We start from the raw sequence: 21,981 nt of genomic DNA, 5'->3' as shown, positions 1-21,981 counted from the left end.
AAACGCACCCTACAAAAATTAATTAGTCGGTAGTACCAGTTTGCAGCGACTCTTTAGCAGTCTGCGTCCACTCAGAGTGGAAGAATTCACCGCGCGGTTTGTCGGTGCGTTCGTAGGTGTGAGCCCCAAAATAATCACGCTGAGCTTGCGTGAGGTTTTGTGGCAATCTTTCGCGTCGGTAGCTATCAAAATAGTCCAGCGAGGCGCTAAATGCTGGCACTGCAATCCCCAGTTGGCAAGCAGTAGCTAACACGTCTCGCCAAGCCGATTGGCGATCGAGAATGCTCTGTTTGAACTCCGGCGCTAACAGCAAATTCGGCAACGTGGGATCGTCCTTGAAAGCTGTTTTAATCTTGTCCAAAAATCCAGCCCGAATAATACAACCACCCTTCCAAATTCGGGAAATTTCGCTCAAACTCAAGTCATAGTTGTACGACTTCGATGCCGCGCTCAACAGCGCCATGCCTTGCGCGTAGGAGCAAATCTTCGAGCAGTAAAGCGCATCCCGGACTTTGTTCACAAACTCTTTAGTATCGCCTTCGTACTTGCCGCTAGGCCCGGTTAGTTCTTGGGAAGCTTTGATGCGCTCGTCTTTGTAAGAAGACATGATTCTGGCATTCACAGCAGCAATAATTGTGGGAATGCTCACGCCCAATTCCAAAGCACTCATTACCGTCCAGCGGCCGGTACCTTTTTGACCGGCTGCGTCCATAATTACCTCAACTAAGGGTTGCTTAGTTTCCGGGTCGTTGTACTTGAAAATGTTAGCCGTAATTTCAATCAAAAACGAGTTGAGTTCGTCTGTGGTATTCCATTCGGCAAAAACTTCCTGCAACTGCTTGCCGTCCAATCCACCAACGTTTTTGAGCAAATCGTAGGCTTCAGCAATGAGCTGCATATCCCCGTACTCAATGCCGTTGTGAACCATCTTCACGTAGTGACCAGCGCCACCAGGGCCGATGAAAGTCACGCAGGGGCCGTCATCTACTTGAGCAGCAATTTTGGTGAGAATTGGCTCTAGTAGGCCGTAAGCTGTTTGCGTGCCACCGGGCATCAAGCTAGCACCATTCAGCGCGCCTTCTTCGCCGCCGCTGATGCCCATGCCGACAAATCCCAGTCCCATCGATTCTAAATCTTTGGTGCGGCGTTCGGTGTCGTCGTAGAGCGAGTTGCCACCGTCAATAATCATGTCGCCCGGTGACAGCATGGGTTTGAGCTGGTCGATGACGGCATCTACGGGTTTCCCAGCTTGCACCATGACTAAGATTCGGCGCGGGGTTTCTAGGGCATCGACGAATTCTGTCAGAGTCTTGGCGGCTACAATGTTCTTGCCGGGGGCGCGTAGGGCCATGAAGTCGTCGGTTTTAGCTGCTGTGCGGTTGTACACAGCCACGGAGAAGCCTCTGCTTTCGACGTTGAGGGCGAGGTTCTCGCCCATCACTGCTAGACCGATTAAACCAAAATTTTGCTTTGTCATGCTAATAACCCGCTGGTTGTTCCCGCTTGAGGATTGATTTGCGAGAGAGGAAAGCGAGGCGGGGTGTAGCGCTTTCCGGTGGACTAAAAGTATTGGACAATAGACCTAGGAGGTTTAGGTTTATTTTTATATTCTCAGAATTGCTGTTTGGTAAATCAGTAGGGTTTTTTTAAGATTTAAGGGATATTAATGACGCGGGCAGGTGATGATAAGGCAGGTATTATGTCGATCGCGGTAACGGTAGATACAAACAAGCGGACATTTTGAGGAAAATTTAGGAGACTGTTGTAACTATGGAAGATTTGCAGTATCTCGCGGCCTGGGTGAAGGAGCAACACGCTCGCGAGTATATTTTGACTTGGCTGCTGAGTCAACAGGGGCTGTGGTGGTCTGATGGGGATATTTATCAGGCCGTTTTGCAAAAGTCGGGAAAGCTTTTGAAAGCTTATGTCCAAAAAAGGCAAGCGGGAGAGTTATTTGAGGGAATTTCTGAGAAGTTGGTGGGAGATGATAATTGGGATGATTTGGTGCTGAGTTTAGGGCGAATTGTTGCTGTTTATCAAGAGGAATTGCTGAAGCTGCAAGAGCGCGATCGCCGGGGGGATGGGCTAAAAAAAAATTTGATTAGCCAACCGTTGACTGGAGATCCTTTGCCGCTTTTGGAGGTGCAGCAAGCTTTGCCCGATCCTTATGCGGATACTCTAACGGGGAGATAATTGCTCATCATTTTTGTGGATGGAGGCTCATCTCAGAAACCGGGTTTCTTCCCTTATTTCTCGTACTCAACCAAAAATTGTCGCAGAAATCCGGTTTTTCGCCACGCAGTGAATCCCAGAAACCGGGTTTCTTCCTATATCTCTCGTACTCAACCAAAAATTGTCGCAGAAACCCGGTTTCTTGCCAACCAACTAAAGAAAATGGAGCGAGATTCAAGGATTGAGAATAGGTGTAATATCTAGAAGAAATCCGGGAAGTACATCTTCACCCGAAAGTGTAGGCGGTTGGTCAAAAGAGAAATTAATCACTTCTGCTACCTCTTCAGACAACCGATAGATTTCTACTAAAGGCGTTTGCGGGTCAATTAGCCAACCTAAGCGACAGCCGTTAGTTCGATAATACCGCATTTTAGCCCGCAATGTTTCTAGGGAATCAGTTTGGGAACGCAATTCTATTACAAAGTCCGGGCACAGGGGAGGAAATTTGCGCTTATCTTCTGCGGATAATGCTTCCCAACGTTCTAGGAGTACCCAAGCAGCATCAGGGGAACGCTTCGCACCGTTGGGTAATTGAAAGACAGTGGAAGAGTCAAAGACTTTTCCCAATCGAGTCTGACGATTCCACAAATTTAGGTCTGTAGTCAAATCCGAATTTCTGATGCCGCTTTCGCCGCCTGTTGGAGGCATAATAATTAGTTCTCCTTCGGGGGTTTGTTCTAATCGCCACTCTTCATTAGCGATGGACAATTGATAAAATTGTTCGTCGGTTAAAGCGACGGATGCAGGTAGGTTGAGGGTTATAGTTTCCATCGTTGATATTATCGCCAACTAGGTTGGTTTTATTATAACTCGCACTTTCTGACAATTTTCTCAAAAATATCGCACGCTCAGAAACCGGGTTTCTTCCGATATTTCTCGTGCGAGGCGGAAAATTGTGGCAGAAACCCGGTTTCTCGCCACGCAGCTAATCCCCGGAACCGGGTTTCTTCCGATATTTATCGTACTCCACTGAAAATTGTCGCAGAAACTCGGTTTATCGCCACCTAACGAGAGAAATTAGATCGCAAATCCGCGATAATTGATCGCAATCACCAGCGCCAAATTCCCCATGCTAACCCACAAGTCCGCCGGGGGTTGAAAACCCCCGTCTCATAGCAAAAGTCCTCTCAAAGAGGACTGAAAGACACATTTTTGAACAAGCATTGCAATATCTCCCCAGTCGGTTGAAACTGAGATGTTGCACCATTCTCAATAAGCTTTTTATGAACAGGCTTTTCGGCCTGTTCCACAACAAAATTCACTCTTTGTGGAACGGGCATCTTGCCTGTTCTTGAGAATGGTGCAAGATGTGAGTTGAAACCGACTTTCGCTATGAGACAGGGGTTTTAACCCCTGGCGGACTGTTGGTTTAACTCTAAATATAGCTGCTAGCTTGACGGGTGAACATTGAATAGTAAATTTCGCCCAATTCGATCAATTCGTCGTGAGTTCCTATTTCTGCTATTTTACCGTTTTCCATCACGGCGATACGATCGGCAATTTTTGCTAATCCCAATCTGTGACTGATTACTATTGTTGTTTTCCCGGCGGCTATTTGGCGGAAGATGCTGTAAATTTCGTGTTCTGTCTTGGGGTCTAGGGCGGCGGTTGGTTCGTCAAAAATTAGCACTTCGGCTGTAGAAAGCCGCATTAAGGCGCGGGCGATCGCAATTCTTTGCCACTGTCCCCCCGATAAGTCTATGCCGTCTTCTAATTGTTTCCCCAACGGTGTCTCTAAACCTGCGGAAAGACTATTGACTTTTTCGCGAATTCCTGCTTCGGAAATAGCTTCGTTAATTGCGCTGTCATCTGACAGTGAAAGCAAGTCGCCGAAACCGACGTTTTCGCGAACTGTGGAGGGGAAACGGGCGTAATCTTGCATGACGACGGCGATGCGCGATCGCACGTATGCTAGAGAGTACGATCGCAAATCTTTGCCGTTCCAGGCGATCGTACCACTTGTCGGGTCGTACAGGCGGCCGAGGAGTTTGCCAAGGGTTGTTTTACCCGCGCCATTTTCACCAACAAGCACTAGCATTTCCCCCGGATTAATGGTTAAGTTGATATCTTCAACCGTGCTTTTATTGCTACCGGGATAGCAGAAAGATAGATGCTTAATCTCGATGCCAATTTTATCTTTTGTGGGGGGGGCATCTTGCCCGCCATCTGGTAAACTAGGCAGGCGAGATGCCACATCCACAAGCGGAGACTGCAATTCTGGCTTGAGTTCCAAAAGTTGAAAAATCGGAGTAACACCGAGTGAAATATCGTACAAATTAGCATAATTGCCTATAAGTAATTGCAAACTTTGCTCCACCTGAACAATCAAACCAGAATACAGCGCCAAATCTCCCAAAGTATAGCGACCACCCAAAGCTCCCATTACCACATAAACAAATGGCAAAGCTACTCCGATTCTACTAAACACTGACCACAAAAGTAAAACAATTGCTCCTTTTTTTCGGATTTGCTGCATCTCGCTAAAAAATTGCAAAAACTGATCCTGCCAGCGTTTGAGCCAAAGTTCCTGCAAGCCAAACAAACGCAATTCTTTAGCATATTCTTCGCCCGTCAAGACTCTAGCGGATAAGTTCATCTCGCGGCTGATTTTAGCTTGCTTTCTTTGAACTCTCCAGATAATTTTGCTATATTTTCTTTGGATGTAAATTGAGGGACAGGATGAAATCAACATCACCACTGGCACCCACCAAGCTATTGCAGCAGCAAGGCCTATCGATGGAATAAATATAAAAATTCCCGTGATGGTCATGCTGATGGTAAATGCTAGTTGCTGTATTTTGAATACTCCGGTTTTTGCGAGTTCTACTATATTTAATAGTTCCGGGTTTTCAAACAGGGCAATATCGTCGAAATTGGCTACTTTTTCGAGGACTTTTCCTTCGACAAAGCCTTGAACGCGATCGCGCAAAGATGTCGCTGCAAAAGAACTCATTGTGTCTAGGGCATCGCCGACTAACCTAAGACTTAAGACTCCGCCAATACTCCACAGCAATATTGGTCGGGAAAGCATCAAAGCAAGGGGCTGTGCTGTTTGGGTTTGCGACAGCAACCGAGATACTTCATCAATGATTAATTTATCTAAAAAAAGCACGGCAGATGGGGCAGCACCGGCGATGATGTTGAGTATTATTAAATGGCGGAGTTCAATTGGTGCGGCTTTGATTATCAGGCCGAGGCTGCGCCACAAAGCTTGGAAGGTGGTAATTTGGATGGCTTGCATAGTTTGTGGGTAGGTGTCGGGTCTAGTCATCCCCGGACGGTATATTATAACAAAGGTGCTTTTCACGATCTATTCTTACAGACTCAACTCTGGTATTCCCCATATACGAATAGTTCCATCACAGTGACTACTAATAATTTGTTTTCCATCTGGCGTAATTGCAAGGCAAGAAACCCTATTAGCGCGGGAAAAATACTCTTTTAGGTACTCCTGCACAACTTGAATAGCTATAGCTAATGATGGCGTTCGATGACTCTTTCTGTGTGACAATATGCCACTGTCCATAGCTTGCAAAACTTTCATAACTTGCATAACTAATGATGGCGTTGGATCTAATCCTCTCTCTCTAAGGATTGAAAAGGCTAAACATCTGACTTGGGCAACACTACTCTCTTTTATATGGTCTATGAAATGCTCTTCTATATGGCTGCTGAAATACTCTTCTATAGAGTGAAATTTTTCTCCAGTATTTAAGTCCCATATTTCAATAAACGACTCATAATCGTCATCGTCATATCCAACCGATACAATTCTTTGACTATCAGGTGTAAGTGTAAGAGTCCGCACTATAGCAGAACTCTTTAAACTTAGCCGAACACCTGGAGATTCCTTCGTTAAGTCCCATATTTTAATCGTGTTGTTATTATGGCTAGTGATGAGTGTTTTACCATCCGGTGTAATAGCCAAAGCATAAATCCATCCTAAATCACATCCTATAATAGTTCGCAATTTTCCAGTTATTAAATCATAGGATTTGATAATTTTTTCACTTCCTACAATTATTCTCTGTCCATCTGGAGAAATAACAATCCTGTTAGTATTACTCCAATCAATATAAAATGCTTTCAAGATTTCTTGGTTGTTTAAATCCCATGTTTGAATAATGTTGTTGTCTTCAACACTAATAAACTTTTTCCCATCTGGTGTAATAGCCACTAAATAAACTGAATCTGAATAATGTAGAGAGTGTAGTAACTCATTCGTCTTTAAATCCCAAATTTTTATGGTGTTATTCGCACCACTAACAAGTGTTTGCCCGTCTGGAGTAATAGCAATAGGGTTAATATAGTGTTGAGGAGCTTCCAGTGTACTAATTAATTCTCCAGTGTTTAAATTCCATATTTTTATGGAATCGTCCCAGTAACCACTACTAACAAGTCTCTGTCCATCTGGTGTAATAGCCAAAGAAGTATGAATCAATTCATGATATCTATAATATCCATGATAACGATCAAAATGAAAATCAAAATCAAAATCATTATCAAAATGACCATTAAGGACATTAAGACATTTAAAACATTTATAGGGATTGTATTTAACAGCCAAAACAAAGACATCAGCAGAAGCGCTTAAGTTTGCACTCGCCTCACTCAAACAGAAACGACTGATAGATAAGAAAACCCTAGCTACTAGCTTTTGCAGCTTTTTCCAAAACCACCCTTCTAAAGCCGTATAAAAATCTAATACATTTGGATCTACAATTGTATCAATATCTGTTGTTTGATCTACCTCTATATCTAGTTGTTCGTCAGCTTCTACTATCGTATCCGTCTCTTGAATTGCCTCGAATTTATCTGTACTTATATCTAATTCTTGTGTCTCATCAACTATTGCATTATCTAATTTTTCCTCGGTATCTGTTGAGCCTGAATCTAAAGAAAATATTTCTTGGAGCAGCATTTCATAGGAAATTAAGTAAGATATTATTCTGCTAGAAATACCAGTATATAAAAAGAGCTTTCTTATATCTTGCGTATACTTCGGAGCTAATTGAGATGTTGCAGTTACTTGAAAATAACCTTGCTCATTCTGGGTAAAATTTAATGTACCATCTTGAGCAATTTCACCTCCGGTTGTTTCCCAATCAACCTCACCGGGCGCGAGTGAAAAGCCGAATTGATCTAATCCTTTAACAACAAATGTTTGTTGTTCGCTTGATTTAAGATAAACAAAACCAGGCTGAACTTCTAAACGTCTTAAAACAGGTAGGAGGATAACTTTAGCTGTATCACTAAGTTTTCCTAATTTTGCGGTGACAGTAACTTCGCGCTTTTGATAATCGCCTTTAAAAGCTCCTTTATTGGTAATTAATCCACCAGTTGTACTGTTCCATCTAACATTCGTTATTTCTAAAGGATCGCCGACTTGATCGAATCCAGTTACAGTAAAAGTAAATGATTCGTCTGGTTTAATTTCTACCTGTTCAGGAGATATTTTTAGCCCTCTCAGAACAGGAGTAACAGTAACTTCAGCATTAGCGCTTAAATGCCCTACATTGACGGTTACTTGACAAGCACCTTTTTGCTGTTCTCCACTGCAAAAATTGCCATGTCGATCGATTAAGCCCTCTGTTGCATTCCATTCTATATTGCTGACAGATATTTCTTCACCTCGTTGATTTAAAGCAACCACATTAAATTTTTGGCTTTCTCCTGGCTCTAAAGTAACAGATGAAGGTAAAATCTCTATGAATGTTAACCGAGAAGGTTCGTAAACTTTAACTTCTGTGCAAGTGTTAATTCTCCCTACACTTGCTTTAATAATAACAGTGTCTTCTCGATCGCCCGCATAAAATACACCCCGATTATCAATGTTTCCACTAATTGCTGACCAAGTAACTTTTCCAGCTTGTATGTTGTTACCATACTGATCTACTCCCTTAACTTCAAACTGAAAGCTCTGGTCAAACTCTAATTGAGGTATTGAGGATGTAATAATTAGTTCTGCTAGCCTCGGAGGTTCAATAATCGTAATTGGGATAACTCGACGAATTGAACTAACTGAAGCGATAACTTCAAAGTTTCCTTGCTTGTTGACAGCTATAAAATAGCCAGTTTGGTCAATTATTCCACCGCCGCTACTTGTTGACCAAGTAATTCTCCCAGTTTGTATGCTGTCACCATACTGATCTACTCCTTTAACTTGAAACTGAAAACTCTGCCCAAACTCTAATTGAGATGTTGACGATATAATAATTAGTTCTGTTAGCTTCGGAGGTTCAATAATCGTAATTGGGATAACTCGACGAATTGAACTGACTGAAGCGATGATTTCAAATTTACCTCGATCGCTTCCAGCTACAAAATTGCCATTTTGATCGATCGTTCCACCTCCGCTTACTTCCCACAATACAGTTTCCGGCATGGGATTTCTGCGTTGATCTAAAACTTGTGCTGTAAATTGTTGCGTTTTACCAAACTCTAAAGTAATCCTAGAAGGAGTAACAGAAATCTCAGTGATTCTAGGGGGCTGAATAATAGTAATTGTGACAGAAGTCTCAAAAATTCCTATCTTTGCTTTAACTTCAAATCTTCCTTCCCGTTCACCTGCTGTAAATAAACCTTGTTTGATTTTACCGCCAGTAGTTTCCCATTCAACATCTTTATCGTTAAGGTTGATATCTCTATTATTCTGGTCTAAACCTTGGACAGTAAAATATTGAACTTGACCACAAGTGAGTGCTTGGGAAATTTCATGAATAACAATCTTGCTTAATTTTGGATAAGAACATCCCTTAATAGCATGAAGTGGTTTTCCTGTTTGTGGTTCCAATAATGTTACCCAATCTTTCCCTGCAACAGCAAGAGTTTTTCCATTAGGACTAACTGCTACAGAGCTAATAAAATCAGGCTGCTCTGGTAAAGTGTAGATGACTTTATTATAATTATATCTTAAATCAAAGATTTTAATTTCTCTGGAAACACCTACTACAAGTATATTTTGATTGATATTACAACCTAGAGAATTAATTGATTGATTATTTGGGTAAGTCTTGGTGCATTCTAAATTTTGAAGAGGTAGTACAGAAACACCTCCATTATCTGCTGCGGCAACAATAATTCTACCTAATACCCAAGCCCCTACAGCTATAGGCCCTCCTAATGAAAACCCTGCGACAGTAGCTGCTACATCTACTAAACCTTTACCCAAAGCTGAACCTGATTGATTTGAAGATTGTTCTCCAGATTTTGATTGCCAAAATTTTACAACACCATCACGACTGCCACTAATTAAGGTTGTGTTGTCTGAAGTAATAATTAAAGATTGAATCCAAGCTGAATGTCCTTCAATACTGCGTATGAGTTTACCGCTATCCAAATTCCATAAGGTAATTTTATTATTAGTGCTTCCACAAGCGATAACTTTTCCATCATGGCTAATACATAAGCTCAAAACAGAAGATAGTTCCTTTGGATCTTGTAGAGTTTCATTTAATTTCCCAGTATTTAAGTCCCATATTTTGATGGTTTTGTTGGTGCTACCACTAACAATGGTTTTTCCATCGGGAGCGATCGCAACAGCAGTAACCCAACTAGAATGCCAACTTAGATCGATTAATGTATGAATAAGCTGCCCTGTTTTTAAATTCCATACCTTAATATTTTTATCTGCACTTCCGCTAACCAAGGTATTGCCATCAGGACTAATAGCAACTGACAAAACCCAGTGCGAATGTCCTTCAATACTACGAATTATTTCCCCTGTTTGCAAATTCCATACCCAAATCTTTTTCCAACTCCCTCCTACTAAAATACTATTACCTGGACTTATTGCCAGAGAAGTAATAACATCTGTTGGGGAAGGTATTAAGCTTTCAGGTGTATTTTCCCTCAAGCAACAACTATCACCACGAAAAACTCTGTAGGCAAATTGTTTAACTCTGTCTGATTGATCTTTGATAGACTGTTCAATCAATAGTTCTAAACCTTGTTGACCATAATTGAGAGTTTCTGATAAAGCAGCAAGTCTTTCTTGCTCACTTTCACTAGATAACTGCTTCTTAACTTCTTCAATTCTTGTAGACATTCTATTTCTCTCCCAATCATTCACTTTCTGATTTTTTGGCAGCGACAAGCAACAAATTAGCTAGGTGATAGGGTTCTAGCATAAATGTGGTAATAATAAAATTTCATGTATATTATAACAGATTATGAGTTAATCATAGTAGATGATGATAACATAATTTCTCTTTCTCCTCAATTTTCCCAGGTTGGTTGAAAATTTATGAGTGCATTCATAGCTCGTTCCAAACTGGGGGAATTAGTCTGTGCTGACGCAACCTGCCAACTTTGATTGACAAACTCGATCAGTTGACCGTTGTAGTCTTTACCAATTTTAGCCGTACTATTAGGAGCGGGGACGATCGCATCCCGCAGATTTCGCTTCTTTGACTTTTTAGCCAAATTGATTAAAAGCTGCTTGGGGTCAGGAATTCGATCCGCGTCGCCAGGAGGAATCAAGTCTACTGAAATACCCAGAAATTCGGCAAATGCCGATCGATGTGCAAGTAACCACGCTTCCACTTCTTTAACAGCAATCCGAAACAGCAGATTAGGATGTTTTGGTTGAGTTAACCACTCCGAAATAATTACTAGCGGGCATTCTGCATTATCCAAATCAGTTAATACTAAGTATGGCATTCCCTTGGCCGCATAATTTAATCCAGAAATAATCTTTTTAATTTTGCCATATCCTCTCTGATTCAAGCACTGTCCCACTGAAAAGGGACGTTGAGACTGTTTGAGCATTTGTTTAAGAACTGCTTCACTCAGTACATCCTCAAACACTAGATTGATGGGAATATCTGTCATTTGAATAAACTGAGTTGTTCGATCGCGGGCGGTGCTGTCAGAGGAAGTGCAGCATCAGCTATGCTTAAACCTCCTTCTAATAGCATTTTGATTTGTTCATTACTTGAAGCAAGTTTTACCTGAGTTCCTTCAGGAGTCGGTGTCATAAGCAGCACCTCTTCGCCGCCAATGCCTTTGTCTGAGAGCAAATCAGCACTATGGGTACTAAGAATAACCTGTCGCTTTCTCGGACGCTGAAGGCGATAAATCAGAGAGGGTAGATTGCTAACAATCGCCGAATTTAAGGAAAGTTCTGGTTCTTCTAATAACAATAATGAATCGGATTCTAACAGTGACCAGAGTAAACCAATTAACCGTAACGTTCCGTCAGAAAATTGGTCTTCCCGTTGTTTTCCTGCTCCGGGCCGCCAATGTTCGTAAACAGCTTCCAAATGCGGAACTCCCATCACATCTTTGGTATCTGTGAGGTTTTTCAATTGTGGGACGGCCAGCTTTAAAGCACCTTCAATTTTTTTTAATCGCGATCTTCGGGTTTTTTCGGTAGTTTTAGCAACTCGCTCTAAAAAAGTTCTCCCAAAAGGATCTTCGGAAAGTCCAGGGGTAGCAAAAGCTTCGGGATGGCGGACTAACTGAGGAATTAAATGTAAATATAAAATCGCTTCTAAAAATTTAGGAATTTCTCTAAATTCTGCATTGGCATTAATTTGCTCTAAATAAGTCTGGGTGAGACGTAGCTCATCGTTGTCATCTTCTTGAGTAGGGCGATTGACAATTTGCTCCTCGCCTTTCCAAACTCGTTCGTAGGCAACAATCGGCTCATTTTTCCCCCCTTTTCTCTGTTTAATTCCCAGCCCATACCTCCATAATGGCTGTTGGGCATTAGATTCGGAAAGGTGAATTTCTATTTCTACATCTGGATAACGGCGCGCATAAAGACTGCGAATTTTTGAGACGCCACCTCGATCGCTCACGGCTTTCTGCAATCCGCCTCCTGCTTTAGCCAGATCCCGCAAAAAGCGCAATGAATCGAGAAAGTTTGACTTACCACAAGCATTAGGGCCTACCACAAAAACGCGATCGCGCAAATCAACATTCACTGACTGAAAATTGCGCCAATTTTTCAGAGCTATATGGGAGATAATCATTAAACCTCTTTAGTGATAGGTAGATGAATAATTTGGTCTTGATATTCATTGATAAAAGAACATTCAGCAATCAAAATTAATTCATCGATGTTTTGCCCTATACTTAAATTCGCATTTAAAATAAATATCCCAGGGATATGACGATTGGCTTGCAAATGATCGTTTAAGTGAACGGGCATGGATTTGCGGTTATTCGTGACTAGGATAAAGTCATATTTTTCACACCATTCTAAAATTTCCGGGTCTTTAGTTCCTTTTGCTGGTATGGAAGGTTCGCCAATGACCCGAATAATTAATCCTACTTGTTTGCTCCGAATTTGATTAGGATAAATCGGGTCAATATTTTCATCCATGAGATACTTGAGTGCCATTTTTTTTATTTCTTTCTTCCTTGATTTTTTGGAGCCTGACCGAAGCTGGATGAGGGTTTAATTCTTGAGCTTTTCGCTGTTCGTGCGACCATTCGAGCCAGTCTGCGATGTATTTATCTAAGGCAGCTTTATTGTTCAAATAATACAAAATTGTCGCATAAACTTGATCGAGGGTCAAAGTGTAAAAGTGTTTTAAAATTTCCTCTGGTGAACGTTGCTGATAAATATATTCATAGAGGATGCTTTCTATTCCTACTCTTGTGCCTTTTACTCGAATGTCATCATCGGCTAAAAACTCAAAATATTCTTCTATTAGCATGGTTTATTTATCCATCTGTTGATTCTTGTTGAGCGGGAGCGTCTCGCTTGCAAGGTACAAGCTCCCACTCTTATGATAACTGATTAACTGGACATGATAGAACATCCACAGGGCAATTTTCTCGACCTTCCCAGACTCTATGTTTCCTGCTGTCATCGCCGCCATCTCAAAACTCAACCCCACAGACAGGCAATATTCCATCCTTATCCCTACATTATCCAAATGTCAAACGCCGCACCGTACCATCATCTGTAGATCGCTGTTCGCCAACGCCAACAACTTCCACAATAACTTCGCGTTCTGATATCAAAAATTGACCCTCCCGCGCGGCAATTTCAACGATGATTTTGTCCCCTTCCAAATACACGTTGTAATTAGTCGTAGCCCAGACACCTTTTTCGTGTTCAAAACTGTGTCCGTCGTCCTCATAAAGCGTCCATTCACCGCTTCCGGGCCAAATTCGCATTTTTAATGACTCAAGCGGTTCTTCGCTGACAAATTGCCTCACAGGTGCGATCGCAATTATGCCCCCGCCCCGCACGTAAAGCGGCATTCTCTCCAAAGGTGCATAAGCTAAAATGTGCGTCGGGCCCTGATAGCATTCGCCCGTCCACCAATCGTACCAAGTACCCTCCGGCAAATACACGGCGCGATGCTCAACTCCCGGGCGGTAAACAGGTGCAGCCATCAGCGACGGGCCGAGCAATACTTGATCGTAAAGGTGATAAGTTGCCCGATCGCGCGGAAAGTGATACAGTAACGGTCGCAAAATCGGCGTTCCCGTCGTCGCAGCTTCCCAAAACAAGGTATAAATATAAGGCAACAACTGATAGCGCAAATTGATGTATTCGCGGCAAATCTTCTCAGTGCGATCGCCAAAAACCCACGGTTCGTGCTGCGCCGTACTCATCGCCGAATGACCGCGCATCAAGGGATACAGCATCCCCACCTGCATCCACCGCGCGAACAGTTCAGCGGTTGCATTCCCCGCAAAGCCGCCGATGTCGCAACCGACAAACGCCACGCCGGAAAGCCCCATGTTGCAAAGCATTGGTAGCGACATTTCTAAGTGTTCCCACTGCGATTGATTGTCGCCCATCCACACCGACGAGTAACGCTGAACGCCCGCAAAACCCGATCGCGTCAGCACAAAAGATCGATCGCCCGATCGCACTTTTTGCAACCCCTCAGCACAAGCTTTCGCCATCATCAACCCATACAGATTGTGGGTTTCGGCGTGGGTAGCGCGATCGGATTCCGGGCCTTGCGGTGCATCCAGGGGAAAGCTGATGTGTTCGCCGCCGTCACCAAAAGGCCGTTCTGCGATCGCAGGTTCGTTCATGTCGTTCCAAATCCCCGCAATCCCAACATCTGTCAGCGTTTTGTGCAATTCGCCCCACCACTGCCGCACCTCCGGCCGCAGGAAGTCGGGAAACACCGCTTTGTCCGGCCAAACGTAACCGTGGAATAGCTTTCCCTCTGCGGTGCGGACGAAATAGTCATTCTCCACACCGCGATCGAATATTTCATAATCTGCTTCCGGTTCGTACTTGACACCGGGATCGACAATCGTGACAACCTTAAAACCCGCTGCTTTCAAGTCTGCGATCAGTTTCGCCGGATCGGGGAAACGCTTCGGGCTCCAGGTAAAAACGCGGTAGCCGCGCATATAGTCGATGTCGAGGTGGATGACATCGCAGGGAATCGCCCGATCGCGAAATTCCTTCGCCAACTCGCGCACAATGTCCTCGGATTCGTAACTCCAACGGCATTGGTGGTATCCCAGCGCCCATTTTGGCGGAAGCGGCATCCGGCCGGTTAACTGGGTGTAGGTGGCGATAATTTGGGCGGGTTCCGGGCCGTAAATGATGTAGTAGTCGAGTTCCGGGCCTCTGGTTTCCATCCGCAAAACCCCCGGTTGTTCCGCGCCGATATCGAATTGACTCCAAAATGTCGTGTTGAAGAAAATGCCGTAAGCGCGATCGGGATTCAGGGCGATGTAAAATGCGATCGCCTGGTACATTTCATCGGTGAGGGAATTGTAGTCAAGGGAGTCGGTTGTCCAGTTTGTCTTGACTTCGGAGAGTTTGTCGAGAAACCCGGTACGTTCGCCGAAACCGTAGAAGTGTTCGTCTGCTTCGATGCGTTTCCAGCCTGCGGTTGCGCCTGCGCGCCATCCCATACTAGGATCGCAGTCGCTAGCAAAGGGTTTTCCCGATTTGTCAAAGCATTCGATGGAAGTGCGATCGCGCTTGACTGAAATCGTTATTTGTGATGTTTCAATTTCTATTTTTTCGTCTGTTTCTCGCACTTCAAATGGTATAATTTCCCACTCTTCGTCAGGGACAGTTATTGAGTACGATCGGCTTTCAACCCCCCCTTGCCCCCCCTTACTAAGGGGGGGTTGGTCTATAATTTCTTCCTCCCCCTTGTAGGGGCGGTGCCCCCGTGCCCGCCCTAGTTGGGGGGGGTTTGGGGACATTCGCACTCGGATTAAATTCGGTGCGAGGATGCTGATATTTAGGGAGGAATTGGTACAGTTGAAGTGAATTGTGCGTGAAGCGCAGCTATCCCGTAGGGAATCGGTTTTATCGATCGATTGTACAGAGCCAATAATTGACCAAGGCTGTTCGGTTGTTTGGAGTTTTCCGAAGTATTGCGGCATACACTCTGACTCGAAATATTATCGATTTTGCTATGAGCAGTTAAGGGTTGTCATCTGGCAAAAGGCTGAACTATAGCCAAACTGAGTATTCCCCACCCGTAGCCAGGGTATAATGGGCGACAAGGAGCCGACATTAAGTTGGATGAGGTACTCTGAAGATGGCTAAAGACATTTACCACAATACGGTGAGAACGGCTCTAGAAAATGATGGTTGGACGATTACTAACGATCCCTTAACCTTGAAGATAGGAGGACGCTCGGCTTATATAGATTTGGGTGCACAGAAGTTATTGGCAGCAGAGAAAGAAGGTCAGCGGATTGCAGTGGAGGTGAAAAGCTTTATCGGCCCATCACCCGTACATGATTTGGAGCAGGCGCTAGGTCAATACATCATGTATTCACAAGTTTTGGAGCGGCAGAATTCGGCGCGTTTGTTGTACTTAGCCATTCCAGAAAGCGTGTTTTTAGATTTTTTTTCAGAGGAGCTGCCACAATTAATGGTTGAAATCAATCACTTAAACTTGCTAATTTTTGATGCGAACACAGCGGAGGTTAGAAGATGGATAACTTAGAGTTTTATCGGCAAACGATCGAGACCATTTTAAGAAAGTATGCAGAAATTCCCTATTCTTTTGGAGAAATCGATCAGCACTTAATTGTCGATCGCGATCGCAATCACTTTATGCTGTTTGATGTGGGTTGGCAGCAAAAACGGCGAGTGCATGGATGTATAACTCACGTCCAAATTATTGATGACAAAATTTGGATTCAACGCGATGGCATTGAGGATGGGATTACAAATGAGCTAGTCGAAGCCGGGATTGGGAAAGATCAGATTGTCTTGGGGTTTCAACCGCCCAACGCCCGCCCTCATACCGGATATGCGGTGGCATGATGTTGCCGGCGATAGAGTTAAAAACCTGTACTTCACCGAAGAAACAATCAGCGTCGCTCTCATGGATGGCCGAACAATTACTGTACTTTACTAAATCTACTTAAGCTGTTACGCATTTAAAATAGTATTGTAGGGTGCCACGGGCCGCAGCGTTTTTCTTGCCTAATAAGTGAGCGAGCTGACGCACCTTACAGGCTACTTCCTTCGCCTCTTCGGGGTTCATTATATCCGGCAAAAAACAAAGTGGAGCTTTCGCTGCACAATTACGAAATCTCCACTTTCATCACTATTCTAGTGGCTGCAAAAACCCTCTTGCCCTCACTCGATTTTACTTGTACAAAACAGCCTCTTTCAAAGTCGCGATCTTACCTAGCGCTTCATCGAGATCCTCTTGGGAGGCGCCGTGGGCAACTATTGCATCGGTCAAATGCTTCACAATTGCATCAAAGTGTTCAGGCTGTAAATTCAAACCTGCGTGTGCTTTCTCCATTGAACGGCCTGAGTATTGCTTGGGGCCGCCGAGGGCATAAGAGATAAAAGCAGTTTGATGGCGGCGCTGCTTTTCCATATCTGTATGATCGAAGAAATGGCTCACTATCTCGTCAGCCAAAACATCGCGGTAAAAATCATCCACCATCTCTTTAATGGCTGGCTCTCCACCCATTTTTTCGTACAATGTTGTTGCCATATCGTTTCAGCGAGTTATTTTTTTCCCTTACTCTTTAATTATAGCTGGCAGCTTGGCTTTTTTCCACTGTGAAATGTTAATTTAATCTGAAATAATTACTTAGTAACTGTTGCGACTGCTGGTATTTTTTAGACCACATTCTCTAATTGTAAACTTTATTAACGTTCTCTCGCCAGTTAGATATTGTCGATCGCCCTCCCAGCATTTTGACCTAATGCACGGATTGCTGGTTTTAGCAAGATGTTTCCTATACACCACCAACACGCATCTGTTTTCCAGCTAGCAAACTCAAGAAATCGGTGATAAAACAGAGGCCGGATGCGATCGCCCAAATTAGGCTTGCCCCTGCAATTGGACAAGTTAAAATAAATGGGCGATCGGCTGCTGAGCGGCATCATGTATAATAGAATTGCAAATATAATCGAATCACCACAACGATCGCCTGTATACTGATATTCTGCCGTTGCTAGTCGGTTGCGACACTTCCGGACGATCGCCCGCAGTTAAGAAAAACCTTTGACTTAAGTACGCGGACTGAAATCAAGATTATTATGTCCTCTGCGAGGAACGAAGCAATCCCAACTCTGAGCGATTGCTACATTTCTATCTGCTGTTTCCTTAAACTTTGATGATTTTTGAGTGCCTTGAAATACTATAGCCAACATCCTAACGCTTTCTCGATCGACTACCTCAACGACTTGCGAGGAGCAATTCTAGCCTCCCCTTATCTAGCAATCAACAACCTCAATCGCGATTTCATTGGCACAAAAGGGTTTTCCGTAGTGTTTCAACGTGCGGAAATTGCTGAAGTAGAACGGCGGTTCCCTTTGTTCAAACCCTATCTAGACCAAGCATTACTGCCTGAATGCAATGCTTTTTACCTCAACCCTTTGTTGCTGGGTGAAGGTTCCCGCGTCGATCCGCATATCGATCGATCTTTGCGATCGTACTGCAAAACAGTTGAACCTCCCGCAGCCGTCAGCGTTTTGTACGTGCAAGTACCGCCCAACTTGCAAGGGGGAGAATTGATACTGCGGCGCAACAAACAGCAAGTCGGGCAGATTAAGCCGCAAGCCAACTCGCTGGTGTATTTTCAAGGAGATTTGACTCACTCTGTCAACGCTGTTAAAAGTACCGGAACTCGTTTGAGTTTGGTTTGCGAACAGTACAGTTTGAGCGAAACAGAACTGCAAGATATTCCAGGATTTACAGTGGAATCTAGGGCCGTGAAAGCAAAAATTAAGTAATGTTTATTATGTCAAAATAATAGCATTCTTGACAATTCCCAGGTCTTCCCAAAAAGGAATTACTGTCAAACTATCTACAAAACAAACTTAAATACCCAGATATATCTTGGGCGCTTGTTTATACCAGTAAAAAAAGAATGCCACTGTAGGGCGGTGAATCAAACCCTTAGTTCATTAGTCGTTGCCAATTCTTTAATCTCAGGCCTTACGCAACAGTCACAAGACTTTTAGGTATGTGGTTGCGCTCGACTCGCTCTTAGGATATCAAATAGTGCTGAAGCGCAACAAGATACCTTTGTTTAATGTGCCAGTTGTGTAAGTCCCAATACGCTTGGGTTAACACTGTTAATTCCCCGGAGATCCCCCTCGCATACCCCCTACTCCCCCTGATTGTTGGGGAGTAGGGGTTGACTTTGAGCAACTTCTTGTCCCCCCCTTTGTAGGGGCGGTGCGACCCCTACTCCCCGTGCCCGCCCTCTTGGTTAGGGGGGATCGATCTTAACTGAACCGTATTGGTGTAAGTCATGTTTTTTAAGGATTGCATATTTCTGCGATCGCTTTTTCTTCGGGATGATTAGCAATATAATTGCTCAGCCATTGGCAACTCAGTTTCATTAAACTATCTACATCAAGTTCCAAATTCCAGATCCTTAAAGTAGAATCATCGCTGGCAGAAACAAGAGTTTTGCCGTCGGGACTGATGTTAACGTCATTAACTTGATCGCTATGTCCCTCAAAAGTTTGTAGGGGCACCGCCTCCAATCCAGTTTTGCTGTCTGCTACATTCCACAGTTTAATTGTGCGATCGAAACTTGCAGATGCTAAAATTTTGCCGTCGGGACTGAAACTAATGCTTTTTACCCAGCTTCCGTGTCCTCGGATAGTTTTGATTTCGGTGTCTGTTTCTGCATTCCACAATTTAATGGTGCTGTCATCGCAGGCGGATGCTAAGATTTTGCCGTCGGGACTGAAACGCAGGCTGGTAATTCGGCTGTTATGGGCTTTCACAATCTTTCTTGGCGTAGATTCTAAATTATTTAAATCCCAGAAAAATATTGTGCGATCGTTCCCTGCGGATGCTAAAGTTTTGCCATCGGGACTGAATGTGACACTTCTAACTCTTTCGAGATGTCCTGTGAAGGTTTTGATTTGGACACCGCTTTCTAGATGCCACAATTTAACAGTTTTATCGCTTCCTGCTGATGCTAAGATTTTACCGTCGGGACTGAAAACAACGCTGTCAATTCCCCTCAGATGTCCTGAAAGAGTTTTGATTTCGGTGCCCGTTTCTAGGTTCCACAATTTAATAGTTTTATCGCTTCCTGCGGATGCTAAAATTTTGCCGTCAGGGGCGAAACTGACGCTGGTGACGGCACCTTGATGTCCGAGAAAAGTTTTGATTTCGCGGCCGTTTTGTGCATTCCACAATTTAACAGTGCGATCGCTGCTACCGGAGGCAACAGTTTTGCCGTCGGGCGAGAAACTCGCACTGAAAACCTGACGGCGGTGACTTTCCAGAACTTTCGGTTCGATGCCGGTGAGGTTCCAGAGTCGTACCGTGCGATCGGTACCTGCCGTTGCCAAAGTGCGGCCGTCGGGACTGAGACTAAGGCTGACAACCCTGCCACTGTGTCCTTTGAGCGTTTGCGGCTCGATGTCTCCTAACTGCGATAAATTCCACAATTTGACGGTGCTGTCTTCGCTAGCGGTAGCCAGAGTTGGGCGGAGGCTGCCTCTGGGACTGAATTTGACGTTCCAGACTTGCCTGCTGTGGGCTTGCAGGGTTTTGAGGAGAGTCAGGTTTTTGACATCCCACAGCTTGACTAAACCGTCTTCACCAGCGGATGCGAGGGTTTTGCCGTCGTCGGAGAAACTAACACTTCTGACAGCATTGGTATGGCCCGTCAGCGTTGCGATTTCCGTTCCGTCTGCTGGATTCCAAAGTTTGACAGTGCGATCGCTACCCGAAGATGCGATCGCCAACCCGTCGGGCGAAAAAGTGACGCTTGTTGCCCAGCCCCTATGCCCAGTAAAGGTTTGGAGCAAAGTGCCGTCTGCTGGATTCCAGAGTTTGACAGTGCCGTCGGAACCCGAAGATGCGATCGCCAACCCGTCGGGAGCAAAACTGACTCCTCTCACCCAGCCCCTATGCCCCGTAAGCGTTCTAATTTGTGTGCCGTTTTCGATGTTCCAGAGTTTGATAGTAGCATCGTCGCTAGCAGATGCGATCGTCTTGCCGTCAGGTGAGAAACTGACAGTCCAAACGTTGTCTCCGTGTCCGGTGAGCGTTCTGAGCAAGATGCCGTCTGGGTTCCAGAGTTTGACGGTATCGTCTTCGCTAGCGGATGCGAGGATTTTGCCATCGGGCGAGAAAACGACGTTTCTGACGTTAGCTTGGTGGCCAAGGAGTTGATCGCGCTCTCGGATGCTGTAAATTGCTTGTTGGAGGGCGATGGATACTTGCATCTTAGTTTCGGATTTTGCCGGACTCAATGCCTCTAATTTTTTAAGTTTATGTGCTGCAAGCAGTGCTTCGATCAGTGCTGGAAAAGGGTTTGAGGCTAAAGTTGTCTTTGACGACAAACTTTCGAGGACTATTTTGGTTTCTGCGAGTTCTCGATCGGCTTTAATTACTTGCAATTGTACGGCGATAGCGGCTGCTAAAGATATCGCTAAAATTGTCGAGCCGATCGCAATTATTTTTTTAGCTTGTTTTTTAGCTAACGTTAACTCTGTTTTAGCTTGATGCTGGGCCAGACTTAAAGTTTCATTAGCTTGTGTCAATATTTGACTTTCCTCAGTTTGCAGTGCAAAAGCCAATTCAGCTTCTCGCTTTTCCAAATCCTGAGCCGCCGCTAAAAAGCGGTAATCCAGATGGCTTAAACTTTGATATTTGGCCCATTCCAAAGCTTCTTGCAGTGCCTGACCCCGCAGCAGCCGCGACTCATCCTCAAAATTGGCAGCATTCCAAGCATTAAAACTTTCCGAATAAGGCCGCAGCTTTCCCAACTGTTTTTCCACCCATTCAAGATTGAAAACTTCGGCATAAATTCGGTTATAAACTTTTAGTTTTCCCTGTTGTTGCACCACTAAACCTGACAGTCGCAATTCCGTTTGTTCGGGACTGCAATCAGCAAGAACCCCCCCCAGCCCCCCCTTGCTAAGGGGGGGAGCAAGAGTGGCTATTTCTTCCTCTCCCAAGGGTGAAGCAGCAGCATTTAGCCCCCCCTTAGCAAGCAGGGCTGTTTCATTCTCAGAAAAACCAGGGTTTTGTAGGGGCGGTGCCCCCGTGCCCGCCCAGCCGATAGACGATCGGGTAGGGGTTTCAGATATCGGGGCAACCACGGGGGGATTGCCCCTACAAGAGAATGAAACAGCCCTGCCCTTAGCCAGGGGGGGTTGGGGGGGGTGCGCGGATTCCAAAATTTGCTGGTAAAGCCCCAATAACTGCCCCGCTTTTTGCTGATTTCTCAAAAGTCGATCGCGAATAGTTTTCAAATGTTCAGGCTCATCCTGAGACTCCCAATTCTCCACAACCCGCAACCTCACCAACCCCTCAACTCCCTCCTCCTCTTCCTCTGTGGAAC

General features: G+C 44.4%; 16 protein-coding genes. 4 read left to right on the top strand and 12 right to left on the bottom strand.

Annotated elements, in window-relative coordinates; translation table 11 throughout:
• Positions 1–22: 22 nt before the first annotated feature.
• On the bottom strand, positions 23–1,477 hold the full coding sequence (gene gnd / locus QUB12_RS13795) for a decarboxylating NADP(+)-dependent phosphogluconate dehydrogenase (protein ID WP_333145078.1): 1,455 nt from the start codon (positions 1,475–1,477) through the stop codon (positions 23–25).
• A gap of 293 nt (positions 1,478–1,770) precedes the next feature.
• Between gnd and QUB12_RS13790 the strand changes: the two genes are divergently transcribed.
• Positions 1,771–2,193 carry a hypothetical protein gene (locus QUB12_RS13790; RefSeq protein WP_333145077.1) on the top strand — a complete coding sequence of 141 codons (423 nt, stop codon included), beginning with the start codon at positions 1,771–1,773 and terminating at the stop codon, positions 2,191–2,193.
• Between the two features lie 213 nt (positions 2,194–2,406).
• On the opposite strand, the gene QUB12_RS13785 is transcribed toward QUB12_RS13790, so the two are convergent.
• The 8 genes from QUB12_RS13785 to QUB12_RS13750 form a co-directional block, all read right to left on the bottom strand.
• Complete coding sequence (locus tag QUB12_RS13785) at positions 2,407–3,003, bottom strand: Uma2 family endonuclease (protein ID WP_333145076.1); 597 nt, start codon at positions 3,001–3,003, stop codon at positions 2,407–2,409.
• 604 nt (positions 3,004–3,607) lie between these two features.
• Positions 3,608–5,539: an ABC transporter ATP-binding protein gene (locus QUB12_RS13780; RefSeq protein WP_333307161.1), complete on the bottom strand. Its 1,932-nt coding sequence runs from the start codon at positions 5,537–5,539 to the stop codon at positions 3,608–3,610.
• Positions 5,540–5,548: 9 nt separating this feature from the next.
• Positions 5,549–10,279 (bottom strand): Ig-like domain-containing protein, encoded by a 4,731-nt coding sequence (locus QUB12_RS13775; protein ID WP_333307159.1) that lies wholly within the window; start codon positions 10,277–10,279, stop codon positions 5,549–5,551.
• A 170-nt stretch (positions 10,280–10,449) separates the two neighbouring features.
• Positions 10,450–11,064, bottom strand: a complete 615-nt coding sequence (locus QUB12_RS13770; RefSeq protein ID WP_333307157.1) for a hypothetical protein — start codon at positions 11,062–11,064, stop codon at positions 10,450–10,452.
• Positions 11,061–12,209 carry an AAA family ATPase gene (locus QUB12_RS13765; RefSeq protein ID WP_333307155.1) on the bottom strand — a complete coding sequence of 383 codons (1,149 nt, stop codon included), beginning with the start codon at positions 12,207–12,209 and terminating at the stop codon, positions 11,061–11,063. The genes QUB12_RS13770 and QUB12_RS13765 overlap by 4 nt, the downstream gene beginning before the upstream one ends.
• On the bottom strand, positions 12,209–12,580 hold the full coding sequence (locus QUB12_RS13760) for a DUF5615 family PIN-like protein (protein ID WP_333145070.1): 372 nt from the start codon (positions 12,578–12,580) through the stop codon (positions 12,209–12,211). Before QUB12_RS13760 ends, QUB12_RS13765 begins: the two co-directional genes overlap by 1 nt.
• A complete protein-coding gene (locus tag QUB12_RS13755) occupies positions 12,555–12,899 on the bottom strand; it encodes a DUF433 domain-containing protein (protein WP_333028145.1) in 345 nt (114 codons plus the stop codon). Before QUB12_RS13755 ends, QUB12_RS13760 begins: the two co-directional genes overlap by 26 nt.
• Before the next feature lie 214 nt (positions 12,900–13,113).
• The gene (locus QUB12_RS13750; RefSeq protein ID WP_333145069.1) at positions 13,114–15,564 is read right to left on the bottom strand and encodes a glycoside hydrolase family 31 protein; all 2,451 of its coding nucleotides are present in this window, start codon (positions 15,562–15,564) and stop codon (positions 13,114–13,116) included.
• A gap of 158 nt (positions 15,565–15,722) precedes the next feature.
• Here QUB12_RS13750 and QUB12_RS13745 point away from each other — a divergent pair, with 158 nt between their 5' ends.
• Together QUB12_RS13745 and QUB12_RS13740 are read left to right on the top strand one after the other, a co-directional pair.
• Positions 15,723–16,136 carry an element excision factor XisH family protein gene (locus tag QUB12_RS13745; RefSeq protein WP_333145068.1) on the top strand — a complete coding sequence of 138 codons (414 nt, stop codon included), beginning with the start codon at positions 15,723–15,725 and terminating at the stop codon, positions 16,134–16,136.
• Positions 16,124–16,459 (top strand): XisI protein, encoded by a 336-nt coding sequence (locus tag QUB12_RS13740; protein ID WP_333102648.1) that lies wholly within the window; start codon positions 16,124–16,126, stop codon positions 16,457–16,459. The genes QUB12_RS13745 and QUB12_RS13740 overlap by 13 nt, the downstream gene beginning before the upstream one ends.
• Positions 16,460–16,787: 328 nt before the next feature.
• On the opposite strand, the gene QUB12_RS13735 is transcribed toward QUB12_RS13740, so the two are convergent.
• Together QUB12_RS13735 and QUB12_RS13730 are read right to left on the bottom strand one after the other, a co-directional pair.
• Entirely contained in the window at positions 16,788–17,147 is a 360-nt protein-coding gene (locus QUB12_RS13735; protein ID WP_333160123.1) for a group 1 truncated hemoglobin, read from the bottom strand.
• Between the two features lie 176 nt (positions 17,148–17,323).
• Entirely contained in the window at positions 17,324–17,545 is a 222-nt protein-coding gene (locus QUB12_RS13730) for a hypothetical protein (protein ID WP_333307153.1), read from the bottom strand.
• A 246-nt stretch (positions 17,546–17,791) separates the two neighbouring features.
• Between QUB12_RS13730 and QUB12_RS13725 the strand changes: the two genes are divergently transcribed.
• Positions 17,792–18,394 carry a 2OG-Fe(II) oxygenase gene (locus QUB12_RS13725; protein WP_333307151.1) on the top strand — a complete coding sequence of 201 codons (603 nt, stop codon included), beginning with the start codon at positions 17,792–17,794 and terminating at the stop codon, positions 18,392–18,394.
• A 531-nt stretch (positions 18,395–18,925) separates the two neighbouring features.
• Here the strand turns inward: QUB12_RS13725 and QUB12_RS13720 are convergent.
• Positions 18,926–21,981: WD40 repeat domain-containing protein (locus QUB12_RS13720; RefSeq protein WP_333307149.1), on the bottom strand; the 3,056-nt coding region annotated here is incomplete at its 5' end.

This window comes from Microcoleus sp. B7-D4, from assembly GCF_036705125.1.
In the GTDB taxonomy this organism is placed as follows: Bacteria; Cyanobacteriota; Cyanobacteriia; order Cyanobacteriales; family Microcoleaceae; genus Microcoleus.
Note: the sequence above shows the minus strand (reverse complement) of the source record. Positions and strands in the feature narration are given on the sequence as shown.